This is a genomic window from Pseudomonas sp., from assembly GCF_030690725.1.
Lineage (GTDB): Bacteria > Pseudomonadota > Gammaproteobacteria > Pseudomonadales > Pseudomonadaceae > Aquipseudomonas.
Map to the genome: position 1 here is coordinate 44,525 of NZ_JAUYGD010000044.1, position 21,093 is coordinate 65,617.

The 21,093-nt window shown below is 61.5% G+C and carries 18 protein-coding genes; 7 read left to right on the top strand and 11 right to left on the bottom strand.

Going from position 1 to position 21,093, the window contains the following annotated elements:
• Positions 1 to 19 precede the first annotated feature (19 nt).
• The 3 genes from Q8O69_RS10965 to Q8O69_RS10975 all read left to right on the top strand — a co-directional run bounded on the left by Q8O69_RS10965 (position 20) and on the right by Q8O69_RS10975 (position 3,084).
• Positions 20 to 1,264, top strand: coding sequence for a TIGR03862 family flavoprotein (locus tag Q8O69_RS10965; protein ID WP_305592064.1), 1,245 nt, complete (start codon positions 20 to 22; stop codon positions 1,262 to 1,264).
• A gap of 86 nt (positions 1,265 to 1,350) precedes the next feature.
• Positions 1,351 to 2,352: a response regulator gene (locus tag Q8O69_RS10970; protein ID WP_305592066.1), complete on the top strand. Its 1,002-nt coding sequence runs from the start codon at positions 1,351 to 1,353 to the stop codon at positions 2,350 to 2,352.
• A gap of 270 nt (positions 2,353 to 2,622) precedes the next feature.
• On the top strand, positions 2,623 to 3,084 hold the full coding sequence (locus Q8O69_RS10975; protein ID WP_305592068.1) for a PAS domain-containing protein: 462 nt from the start codon (positions 2,623 to 2,625) through the stop codon (positions 3,082 to 3,084).
• A 2-nt stretch (positions 3,085 to 3,086) separates the two neighbouring features.
• Here the strand turns inward: Q8O69_RS10975 and Q8O69_RS10980 are convergent, their stop codons facing one another.
• The 4 genes from Q8O69_RS10980 to Q8O69_RS10995 all read right to left on the bottom strand — a co-directional run bounded on the left by Q8O69_RS10980 (position 3,087) and on the right by Q8O69_RS10995 (position 7,948).
• Entirely contained in the window at positions 3,087 to 4,427 is a 1,341-nt protein-coding gene (locus tag Q8O69_RS10980; protein ID WP_305592070.1) for a DEAD/DEAH box helicase, read from the bottom strand.
• Positions 4,428 to 4,566: 139 nt separating this feature from the next.
• Positions 4,567 to 5,661 carry a cell division protein ZapE gene (gene zapE, locus Q8O69_RS10985; RefSeq protein ID WP_305592072.1) on the bottom strand — a complete coding sequence of 365 codons (1,095 nt, stop codon included), beginning with the start codon at positions 5,659 to 5,661 and terminating at the stop codon, positions 4,567 to 4,569.
• Between the two features lie 189 nt (positions 5,662 to 5,850).
• Entirely contained in the window at positions 5,851 to 7,290 is a 1,440-nt protein-coding gene (locus Q8O69_RS10990; RefSeq protein WP_305592074.1) for a tryptophan--tRNA ligase, read from the bottom strand.
• A 28-nt stretch (positions 7,291 to 7,318) separates the two neighbouring features.
• On the bottom strand, positions 7,319 to 7,948 hold the full coding sequence (locus Q8O69_RS10995) for an alpha/beta hydrolase (RefSeq protein WP_305592076.1): 630 nt from the start codon (positions 7,946 to 7,948) through the stop codon (positions 7,319 to 7,321).
• A 159-nt stretch (positions 7,949 to 8,107) separates the two neighbouring features.
• Between Q8O69_RS10995 and Q8O69_RS11000 the strand changes: the two genes are divergently transcribed.
• On the top strand, positions 8,108 to 8,545 hold the full coding sequence (locus Q8O69_RS11000; protein ID WP_305592078.1) for a YhcB family protein: 438 nt from the start codon (positions 8,108 to 8,110) through the stop codon (positions 8,543 to 8,545).
• An 83-nt stretch (positions 8,546 to 8,628) separates the two neighbouring features.
• On the opposite strand, the gene cysN is transcribed toward Q8O69_RS11000, so the two are convergent.
• The 3 genes from cysN to Q8O69_RS11015 all read right to left on the bottom strand — a co-directional run bounded on the left by cysN (position 8,629) and on the right by Q8O69_RS11015 (position 12,350).
• Positions 8,629 to 10,530, bottom strand: coding sequence for a sulfate adenylyltransferase subunit CysN (gene cysN / locus Q8O69_RS11005; RefSeq protein WP_305592080.1), 1,902 nt, complete (start codon positions 10,528 to 10,530; stop codon positions 8,629 to 8,631).
• Position 10,531: 1 nt separating this feature from the next.
• The gene (gene cysD / locus Q8O69_RS11010) at positions 10,532 to 11,449 is read right to left on the bottom strand and encodes a sulfate adenylyltransferase subunit CysD (protein WP_305592082.1); all 918 of its coding nucleotides are present in this window, start codon (positions 11,447 to 11,449) and stop codon (positions 10,532 to 10,534) included.
• Between the two features lie 142 nt (positions 11,450 to 11,591).
• Positions 11,592 to 12,350 carry a Nif3-like dinuclear metal center hexameric protein gene (locus Q8O69_RS11015; RefSeq protein ID WP_305592084.1) on the bottom strand — a complete coding sequence of 253 codons (759 nt, stop codon included), beginning with the start codon at positions 12,348 to 12,350 and terminating at the stop codon, positions 11,592 to 11,594.
• Positions 12,351 to 12,460: 110 nt separating this feature from the next.
• Between Q8O69_RS11015 and algW the strand changes: the two genes are divergently transcribed.
• The 3 genes from algW (at position 12,461) to Q8O69_RS11030 (ending at position 16,540) form a co-directional block, all read left to right on the top strand.
• A complete protein-coding gene (algW, locus tag Q8O69_RS11020) occupies positions 12,461 to 13,603 on the top strand; it encodes a Do family serine endopeptidase AlgW (protein WP_275961864.1) in 1,143 nt (380 codons plus the stop codon).
• Between the two features lie 97 nt (positions 13,604 to 13,700).
• Positions 13,701 to 15,785 (top strand): TonB-dependent siderophore receptor, encoded by a 2,085-nt coding sequence (locus tag Q8O69_RS11025; protein WP_371136108.1) that lies wholly within the window; start codon positions 13,701 to 13,703, stop codon positions 15,783 to 15,785.
• Between the two features lie 26 nt (positions 15,786 to 15,811).
• Entirely contained in the window at positions 15,812 to 16,540 is a 729-nt protein-coding gene (locus Q8O69_RS11030) for a DUF4198 domain-containing protein (RefSeq protein ID WP_305592086.1), read from the top strand.
• Positions 16,541 to 16,617: 77 nt separating this feature from the next.
• Here the strand turns inward: Q8O69_RS11030 and hisC are convergent, their stop codons facing one another.
• From hisC to murA, 4 genes are all read right to left on the bottom strand, one after another.
• Positions 16,618 to 17,670, bottom strand: coding sequence for a histidinol-phosphate transaminase (hisC, locus tag Q8O69_RS11035; RefSeq protein ID WP_305592088.1), 1,053 nt, complete (start codon positions 17,668 to 17,670; stop codon positions 16,618 to 16,620).
• Between the two features lie 80 nt (positions 17,671 to 17,750).
• Positions 17,751 to 19,061 (bottom strand): histidinol dehydrogenase, encoded by a 1,311-nt coding sequence (gene hisD / locus Q8O69_RS11040; RefSeq protein ID WP_305592090.1) that lies wholly within the window; start codon positions 19,059 to 19,061, stop codon positions 17,751 to 17,753.
• A 122-nt stretch (positions 19,062 to 19,183) separates the two neighbouring features.
• Positions 19,184 to 19,819, bottom strand: a complete 636-nt coding sequence (gene hisG, locus Q8O69_RS11045) for an ATP phosphoribosyltransferase (protein ID WP_090255484.1) — start codon at positions 19,817 to 19,819, stop codon at positions 19,184 to 19,186.
• Positions 19,820 to 19,823: 4 nt separating this feature from the next.
• Positions 19,824 to 21,089 carry a UDP-N-acetylglucosamine 1-carboxyvinyltransferase gene (murA, locus tag Q8O69_RS11050; protein WP_275961868.1) on the bottom strand — a complete coding sequence of 422 codons (1,266 nt, stop codon included), beginning with the start codon at positions 21,087 to 21,089 and terminating at the stop codon, positions 19,824 to 19,826.
• Positions 21,090 to 21,093 lie beyond the last annotated feature (4 nt).

Genomic DNA, 21,093 nt, shown 5'->3' on the forward strand with positions numbered 1-21,093 from the left:
ATCCCCGCCCGATATCGCCATGACCGACAACCGCCAACCACCCACGCCTCGCGTTGCCATTATCGGCGGCGGCCCTGCCGGGCTGATGGCGGCTGAAGTACTGGCCCAGGGCGGCGTGCAGGTCGATCTTTATGACGGCATGCCGTCGGTGGGGCGCAAGTTCCTTTTGGCCGGGGTCGGCGGGATGAATATCACCCATTCCGAGGCCAAGCCGGCCTTTGTCGCCCGCTACGGCCAGCGTCAGGCGGAAGTGGCCGAGCTGCTGCAGGACTTCGATGCCGACGCACTGCGCGCTTGGATTCACGGCCTGGGCATCGACACCTTTGTCGGCACCTCAGGCAGGGTGTTCCCCAGCGATATGAAAGCCGCACCGCTGCTGCGCGCCTGGCTCAAGCGCCTGCGTGAACTGGGTGTGCAGATTCATACCCGTCATCGTTGGCTGGGCTGGGATAACCAGGGTGCGCTGCGGATCACCTCGCCCGCCGGCGAACACCTGATTAAAGTGGACGCCACCCTGCTGGCCCTGGGCGGCGGCAGCTGGGCACGGTTAGGTTCGGACGGCGCCTGGGTCAGCCTGTTGCAAGCGCGTGGTGTGACTATCGCGCCCTTGCAGGCGAGCAACTGCGGTTTCGATGTCAGCGCCTGGAGCCCGTTTCTGCGGGACAAGTTCGCCGGCGCGCCGCTAAAAAACGTCAGCCTCAGCCTGCCCGGAGAAACACCGCGCCTGGGTGAGTGTGTACTGACTGCCAGCGGCATCGAAGGCAGCCTGGTGTATGCCCTGTCGGCGGCTATTCGCGAGGCGATCAACCAGCATGGCAGCGCTACCGTGCCGCTCGACCTGCTGCCGCAAACGCCGCTGGCCAAGCTGCAGACAGCCCTGAGCAAACCGCGCGGCTCGCAGTCGATGGCCAAACACCTGCACCGTCAGGCCGGGATCGACGGGGTCAAAGCCGCCTTGCTGCGCGAGCTGGCCAGCGCTGCTGCCTTTAATGATCCGGCGCTACTGGCCAGCGCGATCAAATCCCTGCCGATCCCCCTGATTCGCCCACGGCCGCTGGATGAAGCCATTAGCACGGCTGGCGGCGTGCCCTTCGAACAGCTGAACGGCCAGCTGATGCTCAAGGCCCTGCCGGGCACCTTCTGCGCCGGAGAAATGCTCGACTGGGAAGCGCCCACCGGCGGCTATCTGCTGACCGCTTGCTTTGCCAGCGGCCGCCGCGCCGCCCAAGGCATGCTGGAATGGCTGCAACAGCCGGCCGAATAAGCCGCCGCGCACAATCTCAAACGACTATGCTTGAGGGAAACCGCCCCAGAGCGGTGCTCTTCAACGCGCACAGGTAATCTCCAGCCGTGATCCCTCTAGTGGTCTGCGACGACTCGAACATGGCGCGCAAGCAGTTGATCCGCGCCCTGCCGCCCGAATGGCCAGTGACCATCAGTCAGGCCACCAATGGCCAGGAAGCGCTGACGGCGCTGCGCCAGGGGCTGGGCCAGGTGATGCTGCTGGACCTGACCATGCCGGTGCTGGATGGCTACGAAACCCTCGCAGCGCTGCGCGCCGAAGGCCTGGCCTGCAAGGTGGTGGTGGTTTCCGGTGACGTGCAGGAAGAAGCCGTTAGGCGGGTCAAGGAACTCGGCGCCCTGGCCTTTATCAAGAAACCCGCCGACCCCGAGGTGCTGCGCGCAACCCTGCTCGAACTCGGCCTGTTCGACCCCAAGGCCACGCCCGGCGCCATCGCCCAGGCAGCGGTGCTCGATGATCTGAAAGTCAATTTCCGCGATGCCCTGCGCGAGGTTACCAACGTCGCCATGGGCCGCGCCGCCGCGCTACTGGCCAAGGCGCTCGGGGTCTTTGTGCAATTGCCGGTGCCGCAGGTGAATATCTTCGAGGTCAGCGAGCTGCATATGACCCTGACCGACGCCATGCGCGGTGAACGCCTGAGCGCGGTGTGCCAGGGTTTTATCGGCGACGGTATCGCCGGCGAGTCGCTGCTGTTGTTCCATGATTCAGAAGTAGCCGATATGGCGCGCCTGCTCGACTGGCAGCCGAAGGACGATCTGGAAACCTCGGAAATGCTTCTGGATCTGGCCAGCATCCTGATTGGCGCCTGCCTGGCCGGGATTGCCGAGCAGATTGACGTGCGTTTTTCCCAGGGCCATCCGCAACTGCTCGGCCAGCACTCTTCCATCGAGCGGCTGATTCACCTCAATCAGCGCCGCTGGAAAAAGACCCTGGCGGTGGAAATCAGCTACAGCCTGGAAGCGCACAATATCCACTTCGACCTGCTGTTGCTGTTTACCGAAGACTCGATCAAGCGCCTGACCAACAAGATCAACTACCTGATGGGGTAGGGTCTGCTCCCGTTTCGTTCGCGGATCGCGTTGCCGCGAGAAATGGCCCCCGGTTAGGCGTAGGACGCAGGTAATGGTCGCCCCCTTGCCAAGTCCTGCAACGACAGCGGGGGCCATTTCCCGCGCAACCCGCAGGGCCGGGCCTGTTTTTGTGCGATGCTGTGTTTCTCGACACTCATTTGGAACACCAAACTTCGCGTCTCGTGCCTTGCCTCGCACAAAAACAGGCTCCGGCGCGACCGCTAACGAAACGGGAGCAGACCCTCAGCCATGCCCGCACAGATAGATATTCAAGAGGTGCACTGGCTGCTCGATATCGTGCAGTGCATTGATGTCGGGGTGATCGTCCTCGACCGCCAGTACCAGGTGGAAGTGTGGAACAGCTTTATGGAAAACCACTCCGGCATGGGCCCGGACGAGGTGCACGGCAAAACCCTGTTCAGCCTGTTCTCGGAGATCAACGAAACCTGGCTACGGCGCAAGGTCGATACCGTGGTGCAGCTCGGCACCCGCGCGTTCAGCCTGTGGGAACAGCACCCCTACCTGATGCACTTCAAGAACTACCAGCCGATCACTGGCCAGGAAGACTTTATGTACCAGAACGTCACCCTGCTGCCGCTGGCCGGGGCCAAGGGTGATGTGGAGCATATCTGCGTGGTGATCTACGACATGACCGCCGCCGCGACCCACAAGAAGCAGCTGGAAGCGGCGCAGGCAGTCACCCGCAGCTGAGATTACTTAACAAACTTACCGGGCTTGCCCGGCTTACCGCCAAAGCTCGGCACCTTGCGCACCGCCTTGACCGTCGGCGCGGCCGGCTCGTCAGCCTCCATCCAGCGCCCCAGGCTGCCGCCTTTGCCGCCGCCAACTACTTTTGGCTTCTTGGCCTTCTTCGGCTTTTTCACCACCTGGCCGCCGGGCAGGGTCTGCGGTACGCGGTGGTCGGGGATAAAGTCCGGCTCATCGACGCGTTGCAGCACTTGCTGGGTCAGGGTTTCGATGGCCGAGAGCAGCTGCACTTCATCGGCGCAGACCAGCGACACCGCCTGGCCGGTGGTGCCAGCACGGCCGGTACGGCCGATGCGGTGTACATAGTCTTCGGCAACAATCGGCAGGTCGAAATTGACCACCAGCGGCATGTCGTCGATATCCAGGCCACGGGCTGCCACATCGGTGGCCACCAGTACCTTGACCTCGCCGTCCTTGAAACGCTGCAGGGCACGCTGGCGGGTGGCCTGCGGCTTGTCGCCGTGGATCGAGTCGGCGCTGATGCCGTGGCGCTGCAGCTCGGCTTCCAGCTCATCGACGCCCTTGCGGGTTTTTACGAACACCAAAGCCTGGCTCCAGCGCTTGGCCTGGTACAGATGCAGAAACAGTTCGCTCTTGCGCTTCTTATCAACCGGAATCAGCCACTGCTTGACCGACTTGGCCGCAGCGTTACGCGGGCTGACCTCGATGCTCAGCGGATCATTAAGCATCTCGCCGGCCATGCTGCGGATGGCTTCGGAGAAGGTCGCGGAGAACAGCAGGGTCTGGCGCTTTTTCGGCAGTGCGCGGAACACACTGTCCAACTCGTTGGCAAAACCCAGGTCGAGCATGCGGTCGGCTTCATCCAGCACCAGGGTTTGCACCTGGTTGAACTTCACCGCGTTCTGCCGGAACAAATCGAGCAAGCGGCCTGGGGTAGCCACCAACACGTCCACGCCTTTACGCAGCTTCATCATCTGCGGGTTGATGCTGACCCCGCCATACACCGCATAACTGCGCAGCGGCAGGTGCTGACCGTAGGTAATAAAACTCTGCAGCACCTGCTCGGCCAGCTCACGGGTCGGCACCAGCACCAGCGCGCGCACCGAATTACTCGCCACCTCTGGGCCTTCCATCATCAGCCGCTGCAGCACCGGCAGGGCAAAGCCTGCGGTCTTGCCGGTGCCAGTCTGCGCGGCAGCCATCAGGTCGCGGCCTTGCAGGACCGGCACGATGGCCTGGGCCTGCACGGCGGTGGGAGTTTTGTAGTCGAGGCTGTCGAGGGTGCGCAGCAGAGGCTCGATCAGGCCGAGGGAGGCAAAAGTCATAGGGCTAACCGCAGAGAACGAAAAGTCGATGGCGCAGAGTTTATCCTGCCTGGGCGCAGACGGCCCGGTTGTCTTCAGCAGGCCATCAACTACAAAGCCCGGAATGATCCGGGCTTTGCTAGCGAGCGAACCGCGCAGATTAGGGTTTGTGCGGGCGCGCGAGAAACTCATGCGACTGCATCTCCAGCAGACGGCTAAGCGTGCGCTGGAACTCGAAGGTCAGGCGGCCGCCGGTGTAGAGGTCTTTCAACTCCACTTCGGCGGAGATGATCAGCTTGACGTTGCGGTCGTAGAACTCGTCCACTAGGTTGATAAAGCGCCGCGCCATATCGTCCTTGGCGGTGCTCATCTGCTCGACGTTGGCCAGCAGGACGGCGTGAAAGATCTTGCCCAGTTCGATGTAGTCGTTCTGGCTGCGCGGGCCATCGCACAGCTCGCGGAAATCGAACCAGGCCACGTCATCGCCGACCTTGCGCGCAACGATGGCGCGGTTCTCGATCATCAGCGGCTCGTTTTCCTGCACCTCGCAGTGCTCGGGCAGCAGGCTGACGAAACTCTTCTGCAGGCTTTCCTCGGCGGCGGCATCCAGCGGCCAGTGGAACAGCTCGGCCTGCTCCAGGGCGCGCAGGCGGTAGTCGATGCCGCTGTCGACGTTGACGATCTCAGTGTGCTGCTTGAGCAGGGCAATCGCCGGAAGGAAGCGCGCGCGCTGCAAGCCGTCCTTGTACAGGCCGTCGGGCACGATATTGGAGGTTGCGACCAGGCTGACGCCATTCTTGAACAGCTCTTCCAGCAGGGTGGCGAGGATCATCGCGTCAGTAATATCGCTGACGAAGAATTCGTCGAAGCAGATCACTCGCGCCTCATCGGCGAAACGCTTGCCGATAATGGTCAGCGGGTTCTTCTCGCCCTTGAGGGTGCGCATTTCTTCGTGCACACGCTTCATAAAGCGGTGGAAGTGTGTGCGTACCTTGCGCTCGAACGGCAGCGAATCGAAGAAGGTGTCGACCAGGTAAGTCTTGCCGCGACCGACGCCGCCCCAGAAGTACAGGCCCTTGACCGGCCCCTGCGGCTTTTTGCCGAACAGCTTGCCGAACATGCCGGAGCTGCCCTTGTCGGCGGCGACCAGATCGTCATACAGGCGCTGCAGATGACGCACCGCAGTTTCCTGGGCGGCGTCATGGAAGAAATCAGGGCGTTTAAGGTCAGCCTGGTAGCGTTCTAGGGGCGTCATAAATTCGTTAGCCGGGCAAGTAAAACGGGGGCGTCACTTTAGCGACGCCCCCGCAGCTTGGCAATCGGCTTATAGACGGCGCAGCGACCAGTGGAAGGGGCTGGACGGCACTCCGCTTTAACCGCGACGCAGCGATACCGACAAGCTGTCGCGGCTAAAGCCCCTCCCACAAAACCATCTAGCAGCGCGTCACTCCTGAGGAGCCAGCGCCTCGCGCAGGCGCGCGATAGCGGCCTCACAAGCAGCGCTATCAGCAAATGCAGGGCTTTGCGCCACGCATTCGCCGTCCAGCCAGACGCAAAAACCGCCGTCCTGCTCGCGGATATCCAGTGCTTCGCCGGACTGCAGTCGCTTGTTGACCATGCCCGCGGCCTTGCCATCGGCAAACGACTTGGACAGCAACAACTGCTCGCCGGCGGCATCCAGCAGACGGAAACGGAAGCTACCGTCGTCGTCACGGAAGCTGACAAAACGACTTTTCTTGGCTTTTTTCTTAGCTGCTTCAATTTCAGCGATCCCTTCAGCCATTCCCTCAGCAAACTCTTGGGCTTTTCCCAAAAGGCGCGCCACTCCTCTTCCAACATCCTGAAGAGTAAGTTGTTGCTGAACTGGTTTTGGCTTGAATGAACGCAGGCCCACAGCCTCGCGTAGCTCGCCGAGGAAAGGCCTGGCGATATTTCGGGCCTTCTCGGCGCCAACAAGGAGGATATCCTCCAGATCCGCCGGCTTGCTGATCAGTGCCTGATAACGCTCGCGGGCTTCGCCCAGCTCATTATTGAGCAGTTGAAACAGGCGGTTCTTTGCTTCGCCCCAAGCCAGACCATTAATCAACTCGGCACGGAACTCCGACAGCTGAGCAGGCGTGGCGAAGGCTTGATAGAGAGTGAACAGATGTGAGTTGTCTGGATCTTTAGGTTCACCCGGAGCTTTCGAATCGGTAACGATCAAAGAAATAACTTTCTTGAGCTCTTTCTCACTACTGAACAGCGGAATGGTGTTGTCGTAGCTCTTGCTCATCTTGCGCCCGTCGAGGCCTGGTAGGGTGGCCACGTCGGCTTCGATAACCGCTTCGGGTAAGGTGAACAACTCTCGGCCTTGGCCAAACAGATGGTTGAAGCGTTGAGCGATGTCACGGGCCATTTCTACGTGCTGGATCTGGTCACGGCCGACCGGCACCTTATGCGCGTTGAACATCAAAATGTCCGCGGCCATCAGCACCGGATAGCTAAACAGCCCCATGGTGATGCCCGCATCCGGGTCTTCACCCTCGATCAAGTTCTTATCCACCGACGCCTTGTAGGCGTGGGCGCGGTTAAGCAGGCCCTTGCCGGCGACGCAGGTGAGCAGCCAGCACAGCTCGGGAATCTCAGGGATATCCGACTGGCGGTAGAAAGTTGCCTTGTCGGTATCCAGACCCAGCGCCAGCCAGGTGGCGGCGATTTCCAGACGCGAACGCTGAATGCGCGCAGGGTCGTCGCATTTGATCAGCGCGTGATAGTCGGCCAGGAAGTAGAACGAATCCGCATCGGCGGCGCGGCTGGCAACGATAGCCGGGCGAATCGCGCCCGCGTAGTTGCCCAGATGCGGCGTGCCGGTGGTGGTGATGCCGGTAAGGATACGAGTGGTCATAACGTTCGCTTATTGAGGCTCAATCAGTTCAGAGGCGCGGCAGTAGCAAATCCTTGAGATCGGTCAACTTGCCGTGAAAAAAGTGGCCGCATTCTGCCACTTTCAGCAGCTCATGGGCACGCCCGAGTGCCGCCGACCACTGGTAAACCACCTGCGGATCGATCACTTCATCGTCTTCGGGCTGGATCAGGATCAGCGGACAGTCGCTGGCCGGGGGCACGTCTTCGCTCAAGCGGTGCACGGCCGGGGCCACCATAAACAGCTTATCGAGCTTCACACCCTGGGCTTCCAGGCGCGCGCCGAGGGCGGCGGCGACAAAGCCGCCAAAGGAAAAGCCCAGCAAGGTCAGCGGTAACTCGGGGTGCTGCGCCCGCAGCCAGTTGGCCACGGCGTCGGCATCATCCACCTCACCACTGGCCATATCGTGGCTGCCGGCGCTGGCGCCGACACCACGGTAATTAAAGCGCAACGTGGCCAGGCCACTGTCGCGGGCAGTGCGCTGCAGGGTGGAGACCACCTTGTTGAGCATGGTGCCGCCCTGCACCGGATTGGGATGGCAGATCAGCGCTACGCCACGGGCGTCGGGGGTATCCAGCCACAGGGCTTCGAGTTGGCCGCTCGGGCCAGCAATCATTAAAGGGGTTTCGCGGGTGAGCAACAGGGAACTCCGTGACCTCGCAGTGGGTCGACTCGTCTAGCTGACAGCCTGCGCTGCTACACAGCCATACCGCCGCACACATCTCGGCATTGCATTGCGGTATACAGCACAGGTTCGAGCCGTTAACGTAAAGCAAAGCCGTTTAGAGAGGAAGGACTCGTGGAACAGACGCTTACCGCCTGGTTGCTACCCGCCATTACCCTGGTAGCAGGCATTGCCATTGGCTTCCTGATTGCCCGCCTGGCGCCCAATGCAGCCCCTAGCCGCACCCAGCGCCAGCTGGATGAAATTCAAGAACGCTTCGATACCTACCAAAGCGAAGTGGTGACTCATTTCAACACCACTGCCAATCTGGTGAAAAAGCTCAGCCAAACTCAACTGGACGTGCAACAGCACCTGTCTGACGGGGCCAACCGCCTGGCACTCGACGAACTGACCCGCCAGCGCCTGCTCGCCACCCTGCACGCCGATGACAGCAGTGAAAAACGCGAGCGCATCAAGGCACCGATACATCACGAAATGCCCAAGGACTACGCACCGAAAAGCGCCGACGTGCCGGGCATGCTCGATGAAAGCTACGGTTTGAAGAACAAATAAACGCCGCTGACTCGGTCGTTTCGGCGACCGGATAGGCAATAAAAAGCCCCGCACTAGACGGGGCTTTTTAATGTGCAGCAGATTTAGATCGCGCCGCGCTCACGCAGCAGAGCCAACACCTGCTTGACGCCCTCTTCCACCGACACCGACTGCGTATCGATCACCAGATCGGCATTCAGCGGGATGTCGTAAGGGAAGGACTCGCCCGGGATATTGTCGCCACCCGCCGCGTACAAGCCTTGCGGATCACGCTCGGCGCAGACTTGCGGTGAAGCCTGTACATACACGGTGATCAGACGCTCGGCACCGATCAGCGCCTTGGCCTGTTCGCGGCCTTCGGCATCCGGGGCGACGAAGGCTGCCAAAGTCAGCAGCCCGGCTTCGTTGAACTGACGCGCAACGTGAGCGGCACGGCGCCAGTTCTCGGTACGCCCGGCGCGATCCTGCGGCAGACCCTTGTTCAGGTCATGGCGCAGGTTCTGCCCGTCCAGCACATACACCGCGCGACCGGAGTCGAACAGCTTGCGCTCCACGGCATAAGCCAGAGTGCTCTTACCAGCACCGGACAGGCCGCTGAACAGCACGGTGGCTGGCTGTTGGCCAAAGCGTGCAGCACGCTCTTCGGTGGATACATGAGCCAGCTTGCCGTGATGGCCGCCCGAGCCCTGCGCGCCAACTGGCTCGGCGATGATCATGCCGGCGCCAACGGTGCCGTTGGTCAGACGATCAATCACGATAAACGAGCCGGTGGTGCGGTTGTGCGCATAGCCATCCAGGGCAATCGGGGCATCCAGGGCGATGCGCACCTGGCCGATTTCATTGAGCTGCAGGCTGCTCGCCGCGCCCTCTTCCAGAGTGTTCACATCGACGCGGTGGTTGATGCTGGCAATCGAGCCCGGTACGTAGCTGGTGGCGCGTTTGATGTCGTACTTCTTGCCCGGCAGCATCGGCTCCTCAGCCATCCACACCAGCATGGCGTCGAAGCTATCGACCACCTGCGGACGGTTGTCGGCATGTACCAGCATGTCGCCGCGCGAGACGTCGATTTCGTCTTCCAGGGTGATGGTAATCGCCTGTCCTGGACCGGCCTGTTCCAGCTCACCTTCGAAGGTGACGATGGATTTGACCTTGCTGCCCTTGCCCGACGGCAGGGCAATGACTTCGTCACCCTTGCGCACAATGCCGCTGGCCAGGGTACCGGCGAAACCACGGAAGTTCAGATTGGGGCGGTTGACGTACTGCACCGGGAAACGCAGGTCGGTGAAGTTGCGATCACCCGCCACTTCCACGGTTTCGAGGATTTCCATCAACGACTGGCCGGTGTACCAAGGCGACTGCTCGCTCTTGTTGACCACGTTGTCGCCTTTCAGCGCCGACATCGGCACGAAGTGCAGCGAGCTTGGCTTGAGCGCGATACCTTCGGCGAACTTCAGGTAATCGGCTTTGATCTGCTCGAATACGCCCTGATCGAAGCCCTTGAGGTCCATCTTGTTGATGGCCACAACGATGTGTTTGATGCCCAGCAGGCTGGCGATAAAGCTGTGGCGCTTGGTCTGGGTCTGCACACCGTAGCGCGCGTCGATCAGGATGATCGCCAGGTCGCAGGTGGAGGCGCCGGTGGCCATGTTGCGGGTGTACTGCTCATGGCCGGGGGTGTCGGCGATGATGAATTTACGCTTGGCGGTGCTGAAATAGCGGTACGCCACATCGATGGTGATGCCTTGCTCGCGCTCGGCCTGCAGGCCGTCGACCAGCAGCGCCAGGTCGATGTCTTCACCGGTGGTGCCGACTTTCTTCGAGTCACGGGTGATGGCTTCCAGATGGTCTTCGTAGATCATCTTGGAGTCGTGCAGCAGGCGGCCAATCAGGGTGCTCTTGCCGTCGTCGACGTTGCCGCAGGTGAGGAAGCGCAACAGCTCTTTACGCTCGTGCTGGGCCAGGTAAGCGAGGATGTCTTCGCTGATCAGATCGGATTGGTGCGACATCTTAAAAATACCCCTGACGTTTTTTCTCTTCCATCGAACCTGCAGCATCGTGGTCGATAACGCGGCCCTGACGCTCGGACGTTCGAGTCAGCAGCATTTCCTGAATGATGTCGGTCAGGCTGGTAGCCGTGGACTCCACCGCACCGGTCAGCGGGTAGCAGCCGAGGGTGCGGAAACGCACCATCTTCTTGGTGATACGGGCTTTCTCTTCGTCGGAGAGGTGTTCGAGGATGCGGTCGTCGTCGATCATGATCAGCGTGCCGTTCTTCTCGATCACTTCACGCTCGGCGGCGAAATACAGCGGCACGAGCGGGATCTGTTCCAGATAGATGTACTGCCAGATGTCCAGCTCGGTCCAGTTGGACAGCGGGAACACACGGATCGACTCGCCCTTCTTGACCTTGCCGTTGTACACATTCCACAGCTCGGGACGCTGGTTCTTCGGGTCCCAGCGGTGCTTGCTGTCGCGGAAGGAGTACACACGCTCCTTGGCGCGGGACTTCTCTTCGTCGCGGCGCGCGCCACCGAAGGCGGCATCAAAACCGTACTTGTCCAGCGCCTGCTTGAGGCCCTCGGTCTTCATCACGTCGGTGTGCTTGGCACTGCCGTAAGTGAAGGGGTTCATGTCCTGCGCCACACCATCGGGGTTGATGTGGGTGATCAGGTCCAGGCCGTACTCTTTGACCATCTTCTCGCGGAAGCTGTACATCTCCTGAAACTTCCAGCGCGTATCGACGTGCATCACCGGGAACGGCAGCTTGCCCGGAAAGAACGCCTTGCGTGCCAGGTGCAGCATCACGGCGGAGTCTTTACCGATGGAATAGAGCATTACCGGGTTGTCGAATTCGGCGGCCACTTCACGAATGATGTGGATACTTTCCGCCTCCAGCTGTTTCAGGTGGGTCAGTTTATCGAGCATGGCTACTCACGAAATGCGATGTGTTTGGGCCGGCGGGCCGTGGACGAGGGCGCACTCTAGCACAGCACCCTCTTCTAATCAGGAGCCAGGTTAGATCGAAACGATCTAGCTTTATACCTGCAGGAAAGGCCGCAATTGCGCCTCAGATAGGGTTGGGGCAATCGATAAACAGATGCTCAATGGCAAAGCGCCGTGCCAGATAATCACCTAAAGCCTGCACGCCATATCGCTCGGTAGCGTGGTGGCCGGCGGCGATAAAGCTGATGCCGTTTTCCCGGGCGCTGTGGAAGGTCTGCTCGGAGGCTTCACCGGTCAGGTACAGATCAACCCCGGCGGCAATCGCCTGATCGATATAACCCTGACCGCCGCCAGTGCACCAACCGACTCGGCGAATCATCGCCTCGCCTTCGACCAGCAGCGGCTCACGGCCCAGCACCTGATGCACATGGCGGGCGAAATCGCGCGGGCTCATGGCCTCGGCCAGCGAGCCGATCAGGCCGACGGTGCGCGGGTTTTCTGGCTCCAGCGGGCCTTCCACCGTAATACCAAGCTGCGCCGCCAACTGCACGTTGTTGCCCACTTCGGGGTGCACATCGAGCGGTAGGTGATAAGCCAGCAGGCTGATGTCGTTGGCCAGCAGGGTCTGCAGGCGGCGGCGCTTCATCCCGGTGATGCAGGGGTTTTCGCCCTTCCAGAAGTAACCATGGTGCACCAGCAATACATCAGCCTCGGCCTCTATGGCGGCATCGACCAACGCCTGGCTGGCGGTGACCCCGCTGACGATCCGCCGCACCTGCGGCCGGCCTTCGACCTGCAGGCCATTGGGGCAGTAATCGCTGATGCGCGCGGCATTCAGGTAGCGGTCGGCTTCTTCCACCAGGGTCGCCAGGGCAATGGCCATAGGGTTTCCTTATCAACAGTTGCGAGGCGCTGCTTTATTCGCAGCGGCTTCTCTATAATGGCGCACCTTAAGGGGCGCACCCGCCCCCGGCAACCCTCAGGATTGGATCGATGTTCAAGGCCCTGCGTTTCCTCGGCTGGCCCCTGCTGGTCGGCGTGCTGTCAGCACTGCTGATCATGCAGTATTTCCCGCAATGGGTCGGCTTGCCGGGGCAGGACGTGCACGTGCGCCAGGCGCCGTTCTATAGCCGCATGCAGGAAGGTCCGGTGTCCTATGCCGAGGCGGTAACCACCGCATCGCCTGCCGTGGCCAACCTGTACACCACCAAATTCGTCAACAAAGCTGCGCATCCGCTGTTCGAAGACCCACAGTTTCGCAAGTTCTTCGGCGATAACCTGCCCAAACAGCGGCGCATGGAGTCGAGCCTGGGTTCGGCAGTGATCATGAGCCCTGAAGGCTACCTGCTGACCAATAACCACGTGGTCGCTGGCGCCGATCAGATCGTCGTGGCCCTGAAAGATGGCCGCGAAACCCTGGCGCGGATCATTGGCAGCGACCCGGAAACTGACCTCGCGGTGCTGAAGATAGACCTGAAGGACCTGCCCTTTATCATCCTCGGCCGCTCGGACAACATCCGTATTGGTGACGTGACCCTGGCCATCGGCAACCCGTTCGGCGTCGGCCAGACCGTAACCATGGGCATTATCAGCGCCACCGGGCGCAACCAGCTGGGCCTCAACACCTACGAGGACTTTATCCAGACCGACGCCGCGATCAACCCCGGCAACTCCGGCGGCGCGCTGGTGGATGCTTACGGCAATCTGGTCGGCATCAATACCGCGATCTTCTCCAAATCCGGCGGCTCGCAAGGCATCGGCTTTGCCATCCCGGTGAAACTGGCGATGGATGTGATGCAGGCGATTATCGAGCACGGCCAGGTGATTCGCGGCTGGCTGGGCATCGAGGTGCAACCGCTGACCCCGGAGCTGGCGGAATCCTTCGGCATGGACGGGCGCCCCGGCATCGTGGTGGCCGGTATCTACCGCGACGGCCCGGCGCAGAAAGCCGGCCTGCAACCAGGTGACCTGATCCTCAGCATTGACGGTGAAGCTGCCGGCGATGGCCGGCGCTCAATGAACCAGGTGGCGCGCGCCAAGCCGGGACAGAAGATCAGCATCGATATCCTGCGCAACGGCAAACCGCTGCAACTGAGCGCAGAAATCGGCGTACGGCCGCCCGTAAACGGCAGCTGACTCCCCTCCTTTTGCAAATTGCGCAACGCAAGCGATAACTCTTCTCAGATTTAATGTTATGTTATTACATTAAATATCAATTGAAGGATGCTCTCCCTTGCGCGCCGCCCACGCCTTACTTGCCAGCCTGCTGGTTCCCAGCGCCTTTGCCGCTGCAGCAGAAAACCCCGTTGAGCTCTCTGCCACCACTGTAACCGCGCGCCAGGAACAGGCGGACGGTCCCGTAAAAGGCTATCGCGCCACCCGCTCGGCCAGCGCCACCCGCACCGATACGCCGATTGAGAAAATCGCCCAGAGCATCAACGTTGTGCCCGCGCAGGTGCTCGATGACCTGGGCACCACGCGCATCGACCGCGCCCTGGACTTTGCTGGCGGCGTGTCCAGGCAGAACAACTTCGGCGGCCTGACCTTCCTCAATTACAGCGTGCGCGGCTTCACCACCGGCGAGCTGTATAAGAACGGCTTCGCCATCAACCGTGGCAGCTACAGCTCGCCGGACGCTTCCGGCATCGAGCGCATCGAGGTGCTCAAAGGCCCGGCTGCCAGCCTGTATGGCCGGGGCGACCCAGGCGGCATGATCAATATCGTCAGCAAGAAACCCCAGGCCGAGGCCTTCAGCCAGCTCAAGGCCAGCGCCGGCAACTGGGATCGCTACCGCAGCAGCCTGGACGTCAACACCCCGCTGAATGACGACGCCACCCTGCTGTCACGAATCAACCTGGCGGTCGAGGACAATCAGAGCTTTCGCGACCATGTCGGCAGCGAACGGCAGATCGTCAGCCCGTCACTGAGCTGGCAGCTGAACCCCAACACCCTGCTACTGATCGAGAGCGAATTCACCCGCACCGAGTCGGTATTCGACCGTGGTATCCCGGCGGTGAACAACCGCATGGGTGCGGTGAAAGACTCCAGCTTTATGGGCGAGCCGAACGACGGCAGCATCCGCAACGACAACCAGATGCTGCAGGTCAGCCTTGAGCATTACCTCAATGACAGCTGGAAGCTGCGCCTGGCCAACCACTACGCCCAGGGCCGCCTGCAAGGCAACAGTTCCGAGCCGTCGCGCCTGGTCGGCGACACGCTGACGCGCTTCTATCGCCAGCGCAGCTTCGAATGGAACGACAGCATTACCCAGGCCGAGCTGCACGGCAGCTTCAACCTCGGCAGCTGGCAGCACCAGACCCTCGCCGGCCTGGAGTACGAGAACTACCGTAACAGCCAGAAGTACCCACAAAGCGCGACTACCCTGGGCTATGGCCAGAACATCTACCAACCGCAGTACGGCCAGGCCAAGCCGGCCATCGTCAATCCCAACGACTTCTTCGAGCATACCGAGAGCTTTGCCCTCAACCTGCAAGACCAGATTAGCTTCAGCGAACATCTGAGCGGGTTGATTGGCGCGCGCTTCGAGCGCTTCGAGCAAACCGCGCTGAACCGCAGCACCCGGGTCAGCAATGAGCAGAACAAGGATGTCGCCACCGCGCGCACAGGGCTGCTCTATCAACTGACGCCGCAAATCGGGGTGTTCGCCAACGCCTCCACTTCGTTCAAGCCCAACAGCATCAGCAGCCAGGGCACGGTGTTCAAGCCGGAGAAGGGCCTGGGCTATGAAACCGGGCTCAAGCTCGACCTGCTCGACAGCCGCCTGGGCGCGACCATCGCGCTGTTTCATATCGACAAGGAAAACGTGCTGACCGCCGACCCGGCCAACCCCGGCGACAGCATCGCGGCCGGCAAAGCGCGCAGCCAGGGCCTGGATATGCAGTTCAGCGGCCAGCTCAGCGATGCCGTGCGCATCATCGGCGCCTATGCCTATATCGATGCCGAAGTGACCGAGGACAACAGCCTGCCGGTGGGCAGCAAGCTGCTCGGCGTCGCCCGCCACAGCGGCAGTCTGCTGACCGTCTACCAGTTTCAGGACGGCCGCCTGCGCGGCTCGGATATCGGCGCCGCGTTCAACTATGTAGGTGAGCGCTCGGGACAGGCTGGCAGCAACTTCGAATTACCGGCCTACAGCACCGTCGACCTGCTGGCGCGCTACCAGGCCAGCGATGACCTGAGCATCGGCCTGAACCTCAACAACCTGTTCGACCGCGAGTACTACGAGCGCGCCTTCAACAGCGTCTGGGTCATGCCCGGCGAGCCGCGCAACCTCAGCCTCAGCCTGACCCTCAATCTCTGACCCCAGCCACTCCAAGGAACCCCAGTATGCGTACTGCCAAACCCGCCCTGCTCACTGCTTTGCTCGCCGCCCTGCTCGCCGGGCAAGTCCAGGCCCACGGCCTGTGGACCGAACAACGCCGCGGCCATATCGAAACCATCTACGGCCACGGTGCGGAAGACAACGCCTTCAAGGCCGAGAAAATCAGCGGCGCCTGGGCATATGACAGCGCCGGAAAGATGATCCCTGTCACCGTCCAGCGCCTGGATGACCACGCCCGCCTGCAACCCCTGAAAACCCCAGCGGTGCTGGGCGTGGAGCTGGACAACGGCGCCTGGTCGAAGACCCCGGATGGCAAATGGATCAACCAGGGTCGCAGCCAGGTGCCAAATTCGGCCGAATCGCTGCATACCTACAAGTACAGCCTGGCGATTTACCAGGAAGGCGCCAAGCTGCCGAAGCTGGATCAGCTGAAGATGGTCATCCTGCCCGAAGTCGACCCGCTCAAAGTCGGCCCCGGCAAGCCGCTGGCGGTACGTGTACTGGTGGATGGCAAGCCAGCTGCCGGGGTCGAGTTGGTCGGTGACTACCGTGGTGCGCCACACCAGGTCAGCGCTACCACCGATGCCGAAGGCCGCGCCCAGGTGCTGGTACGCAACGAAGGGCTGAATATCATCAGCGCGTCCATCAGCCTACCGGTCAAAGGCGACAAGGATATCGAGACCCGCGGCCTGTTTACCTCGCTGACCTTCCTCGGCGAAGCGCACCACGAGTAACACGCAAGCAATAAAAAACCAGCGCGGCTTACGCGGCGCTGGCTTTTGCGTAGCCCGGATGCAATCCGGGCTACAAGCTACAGGTCTTGCAGCGCATCCAGCAGCGCCTGGTTCTGCTCCGGCGTGCCAATGGTGATGCGCAGGAACTGGGCAATGCGCTGTTGCTTGAAGTGACGCACGATCACCCCCTGCTCACGCAGGCCGGCTGCCAGGGTCGCGGCATCCTTGCCTGGGTGACGGGCAAACACAAAGTTCGCTGCCGATGGCAGCACCTCAAAGCCCAGCTGCTGCAACCCAGCCACCACAACCTCACGGCTTTCGATCACCCGCTGGCAGGTCTGCTCGAAGTACGCCCTGTCCTCAAATGCCGCCGCCGCGCCAGCAATCGCCATACGGTCCAACGGGTAGGAGTTGAAGCTGTTCTTGATCCGCTCCAGCGCTTCGATCAGGTCCGGATGCCCCACCGCAATGCCGACCCGCAATCCGGCCAGCGAGCGCGACTTGGACAGGGTCTGGCTGACCAGCAGATTCGGGTATTTATCCACCAGACTGATCGCCGTTTCACCGCCGAAGTCGATATAGGCTTCATCCACCAGCACCACGGTATCCGGGTTGGCCTTGAGCAAACTCTCTATCGCCTCCAGCGCCAGTCCGCAGCCAGTCGGCGCATTGGGGTTGGGGAAGATAATGCCGCCGTTGGGCCGCACGTAATCGTCCACGCGAATCTGGAACTGCTCATCCAGCGGCACCTGCACAAAGTCGATGCCATACAGGCCGCAGTACACCGGGTAGAAGCTGTAGCTGATATCCGGAAACAGCAGCGGTTGGCCGTGCTGGAACAGGCCGTGGAAGGCGTGCGCCAGCACCTCGTCGGAACCGTTACCGACAAATACCTGGGCAGTCTGCACGCCGTAATAGTCAGCCACCGCCTGTTTCAGGCGGTCGCTGTTCGGGTCCGGGTACAGGCGCAGGTTGTCATTGACCTCGGCCTGCATGGCGGCGATGGCCTTGGGCGACGGGCCGTAGGGGTTTTCATTGGTGTTGAGCTTGACCAGCTTGGCCAGTTTCGGTTGCTCACCCGGCACATAAGGCACCAGGTCTTTAACGAAGGGGCTCCAGAATTTGATCATCTGCCCTTCTCTCCTCGAATTCGTTGCGTTTTTGATGGGTATCGCTGCGCTCAACCTGCGCGGCCCGACCCATCCTACGTTTAACCCTTGATACGGTACTCGGCGCTGCGGGCGTGGGCGGTCAGCGACTCGCCACGGGCCAGGACGCTAGCCACCTTGCCCAGCTCCGACGCCCCCTCGGCCGAGCAATGGATGATCGACGAGCGCTTCTGGAAGTCATACACCCCCAGCGGCGAGGAATAGCGCGCGGTGCCGGAGGTCGGCAGCACGTGGTTGGGGCCGGCGCAGTAATCACCTAGGGCTTCGGCGGTGTAGCGGCCCATAAATATCGCGCCAGCGTGACGGATCAGCGGCAGATACTCTTCCGGGTTTTCCACCGACAGCTCCAAATGCTCCGGAGCAATGCGGTTGGCCACTTCAATGGCCTGGGCCATATCGGCCACCAGAATCAGCGCACCGCGCCCTTCAAGGGAGGTGCGAGCAATCGTCTCGCGCTCCAGGGTCGGCAGCAGCTTGGCGATGCTCTCGGCAACACGATCAAGGAAGGCAGCATCCGGGCTAACTAGAATCGACTGAGCGTCTTCGTCATGCTCGGCCTGGGAGAACAGGTCCATGGCGATCCAGTCCGGATCGGTCTGGCCGTCACACACCACCAGAATCTCCGACGGACCGGCGATCATGTCGATGCCGACCTTGCCGAATACATGGCGCTTGGCAGTGGCGACATAGATATTGCCGGGGCCGACGATCTTGTCCACCGGCGGCACGCTCTCGGTGCCATAGGCCAGCGCAGCCACGGCCTGGGCACCGCCGATGGTGAATACCCGATCAACGCCAGCGATACAGGCGGCAGCCAGCACCAGCTCGTTGATCTCGCCACGCGGGGTCGGCACCACCATTACCACTTCTGGCACGCCGGCAACCTTGGCCGGGATGGCGTTCATCAGCACCGAAGACGGATAGGAGGCCTTGCCGCCCGGCACATACAGGCCGGCGCGATCCAGCGGGGTGACCTTCTGCCCCAGCACCGTGCCGTCGGCTTCGGTGTAGGTCCAGGAGTCCTGCTTCTGCCGCTCGTGGTAGCTGCGCACGCGCTCGGCAGCTTTTTCCAAAGCGCTGCGCTGCTCCGGGGTGATGCGGGTCAGGGCCAGCTCCAGGCGCTCGCGCGGCAGGATCAGATCCGCCATGCAGGCGACATCCAGACCATCAAACTGCTTGGTGAACTCGACCAGGGCAGCATCACCGCGCTCACGCACGGCCTTGATGATGTCCAGCACGCGATGGTTGACCGCATCATCCGAGACACTTTCCCAGCTCAGCAGATGATCCAGATGCTGGGCAAAGTCCTGGTCAGCGGCATTGAGTCGGCGGATAGCGATAGGAGCGGTCATAGCGGGCCTCTTAAATTGGCAAATGCTCGGGCGCCCGTAGAGTAACAACCACTCCGCGCGGGCACCTGAGAATTTTGGCTATAACGCGGATAGGCTAGGCCGCACTGGGGCGGCCATCAGACTCAGCGGGGGTGTCGCGCTTCGACCGCATCGCGCAGGGTGTCGATCAACGCCTGGATGCGTGCGTGCTGCATCTTCATCGACGCTTTATTAACGATCAGCCGCGAGCTGATCATCGCGATCAGTTCCTGGGCTTCCAGACCGTTTGCGCGCAGGGTGTTGCCGGTGTCGACCACGTCAATGATCTTGTCGGCTAGCCCTACCAGCGGTGCCAGCTCCATGGAGCCATACAACTTGATGATGTCGACCTGGCGACCCTGCTCGGCGTAGTAGCGCTTGGCTACGTTGACGAACTTGGTGGCAACCCGCAGCCGACCTTTCGGCTCGGGCGCGCCGACAGCACCGGCGGTCATCAGCTTGCACTGGGCAATGCGCAGATCCAGCGGCTCATACAAACCCTGGCCGCCGTATTCCATCAGCACGTCCTTGCCGGCTACGCCGAGATCGGCGGCGCCGTGTTCAACATAGGTCGGCACGTCGGTGGCACGCACGATCAGCAGACGCACATCGTCCAGGGTGGTGGGGATGATCAGCTTGCGGCTTTTGTCCGGGTTCTCGGTCGGCTCGATCCCTGCCGCAGCGAGCAGCGGCAGGGTGTCATCGAGAATCCGGCCTTTGGAAAGGGCAATGGTCAGCATGGTCTTAGCCCGGCACGCGGCGAATCTTCGCCCCCAGCAACTGCAGCTTCTCTTCGATGCACTCGTAACCACGGTCGATGTGGTAGATGCGGTCGATCAGGGTGTCACCTTCGGCAACCAGTGCTGAGATCACCAAGCTGGCCGACGCACGCAGGTCGGTGGCCATAACCGGTGCGCCCTTGAGCGTTTCGACGCCCGTGACGATGGCGGTGTTGCCTTCAACCTGGATCTGCGCGCCCATGCGGATCATTTCATGCACATGCATAAAGCGGTTTTCAAACACGGTTTCGATCACCGTGCCGGTGCCCTCGGCAATCGCATTGAGGGCGATAAACTGCGCCTGCATATCGGTGGGGAACGCCGGGTAAGGAGCGGTGCGCAGGTTGACGGCTTTCGGCCGCTTGCCATGCATGTTCAGCTCGATCCAGTCGTTGCCGCAGGTGATTTCTGCACCGGCTTCCTGCAACTTGGACAGCACGGCTTCCAGGGTGGTCGGATCGGTGTCCTTGACCTTGACCCGGCCACCGGTAACAGCCGCAGCCACCAGGTAGGTGCCGGTTTCAATACGGTCGGGCATCACGCTAAAGCGTGCGCCGTGCAGGCGCTCAACGCCATCGATGGTGATGGTGTCGGTGCCGGCGCCGCTGATTTTCGCGCCCATGGCGATCAGGCAGTTGGCCAGGTCGACCACTTCCGGCTCGCGCGCGGCGTTTTCCAGCACGCTGCGGCCTTTGGCCAGGGTGGCGGCCATCATGATGTTTTCAGTACCGGTCACGCTGACGGTATCAAAGAAGAAGTGCGCGCCACGCAGGCCGCCTTCCGGCGCCTTGGCCTTGATGTAACCGGCTTCGACATCGATGATCGCGCCCATGGCTTCCAGGCCACGAATGTGGAGGTCAACCGGACGCGAACCGATGGCGCAACCACCTGGCAGGGCCACTTCGGCATAACCGAAGCGCGCGACCATCGGGCCGAGCACCAGGATCGAAGCGCGCATGGTTTTCACCAGCTCATAGGGCGCAACCAAGGTCTTGATCGCCCGCGCGTCGACTTCAACGCTGAGCTTTTCATCAATGATTGGTTCAATACCCATGCGACCGAACAGCTCGATCATGGTGGTGATGTCGTGCAGGTGCGGCAGGTTGCAGATGGTGACGGGGGCGTCACCGAGCAGGGTGGCAGCGAGAATCGGCAAGGCAGAGTTCTTCGCCCCGGAAATGCGGATTTCGCCATCAAGGCGCACACCGCCGGTAATAATCAGTTTGTCCATGATT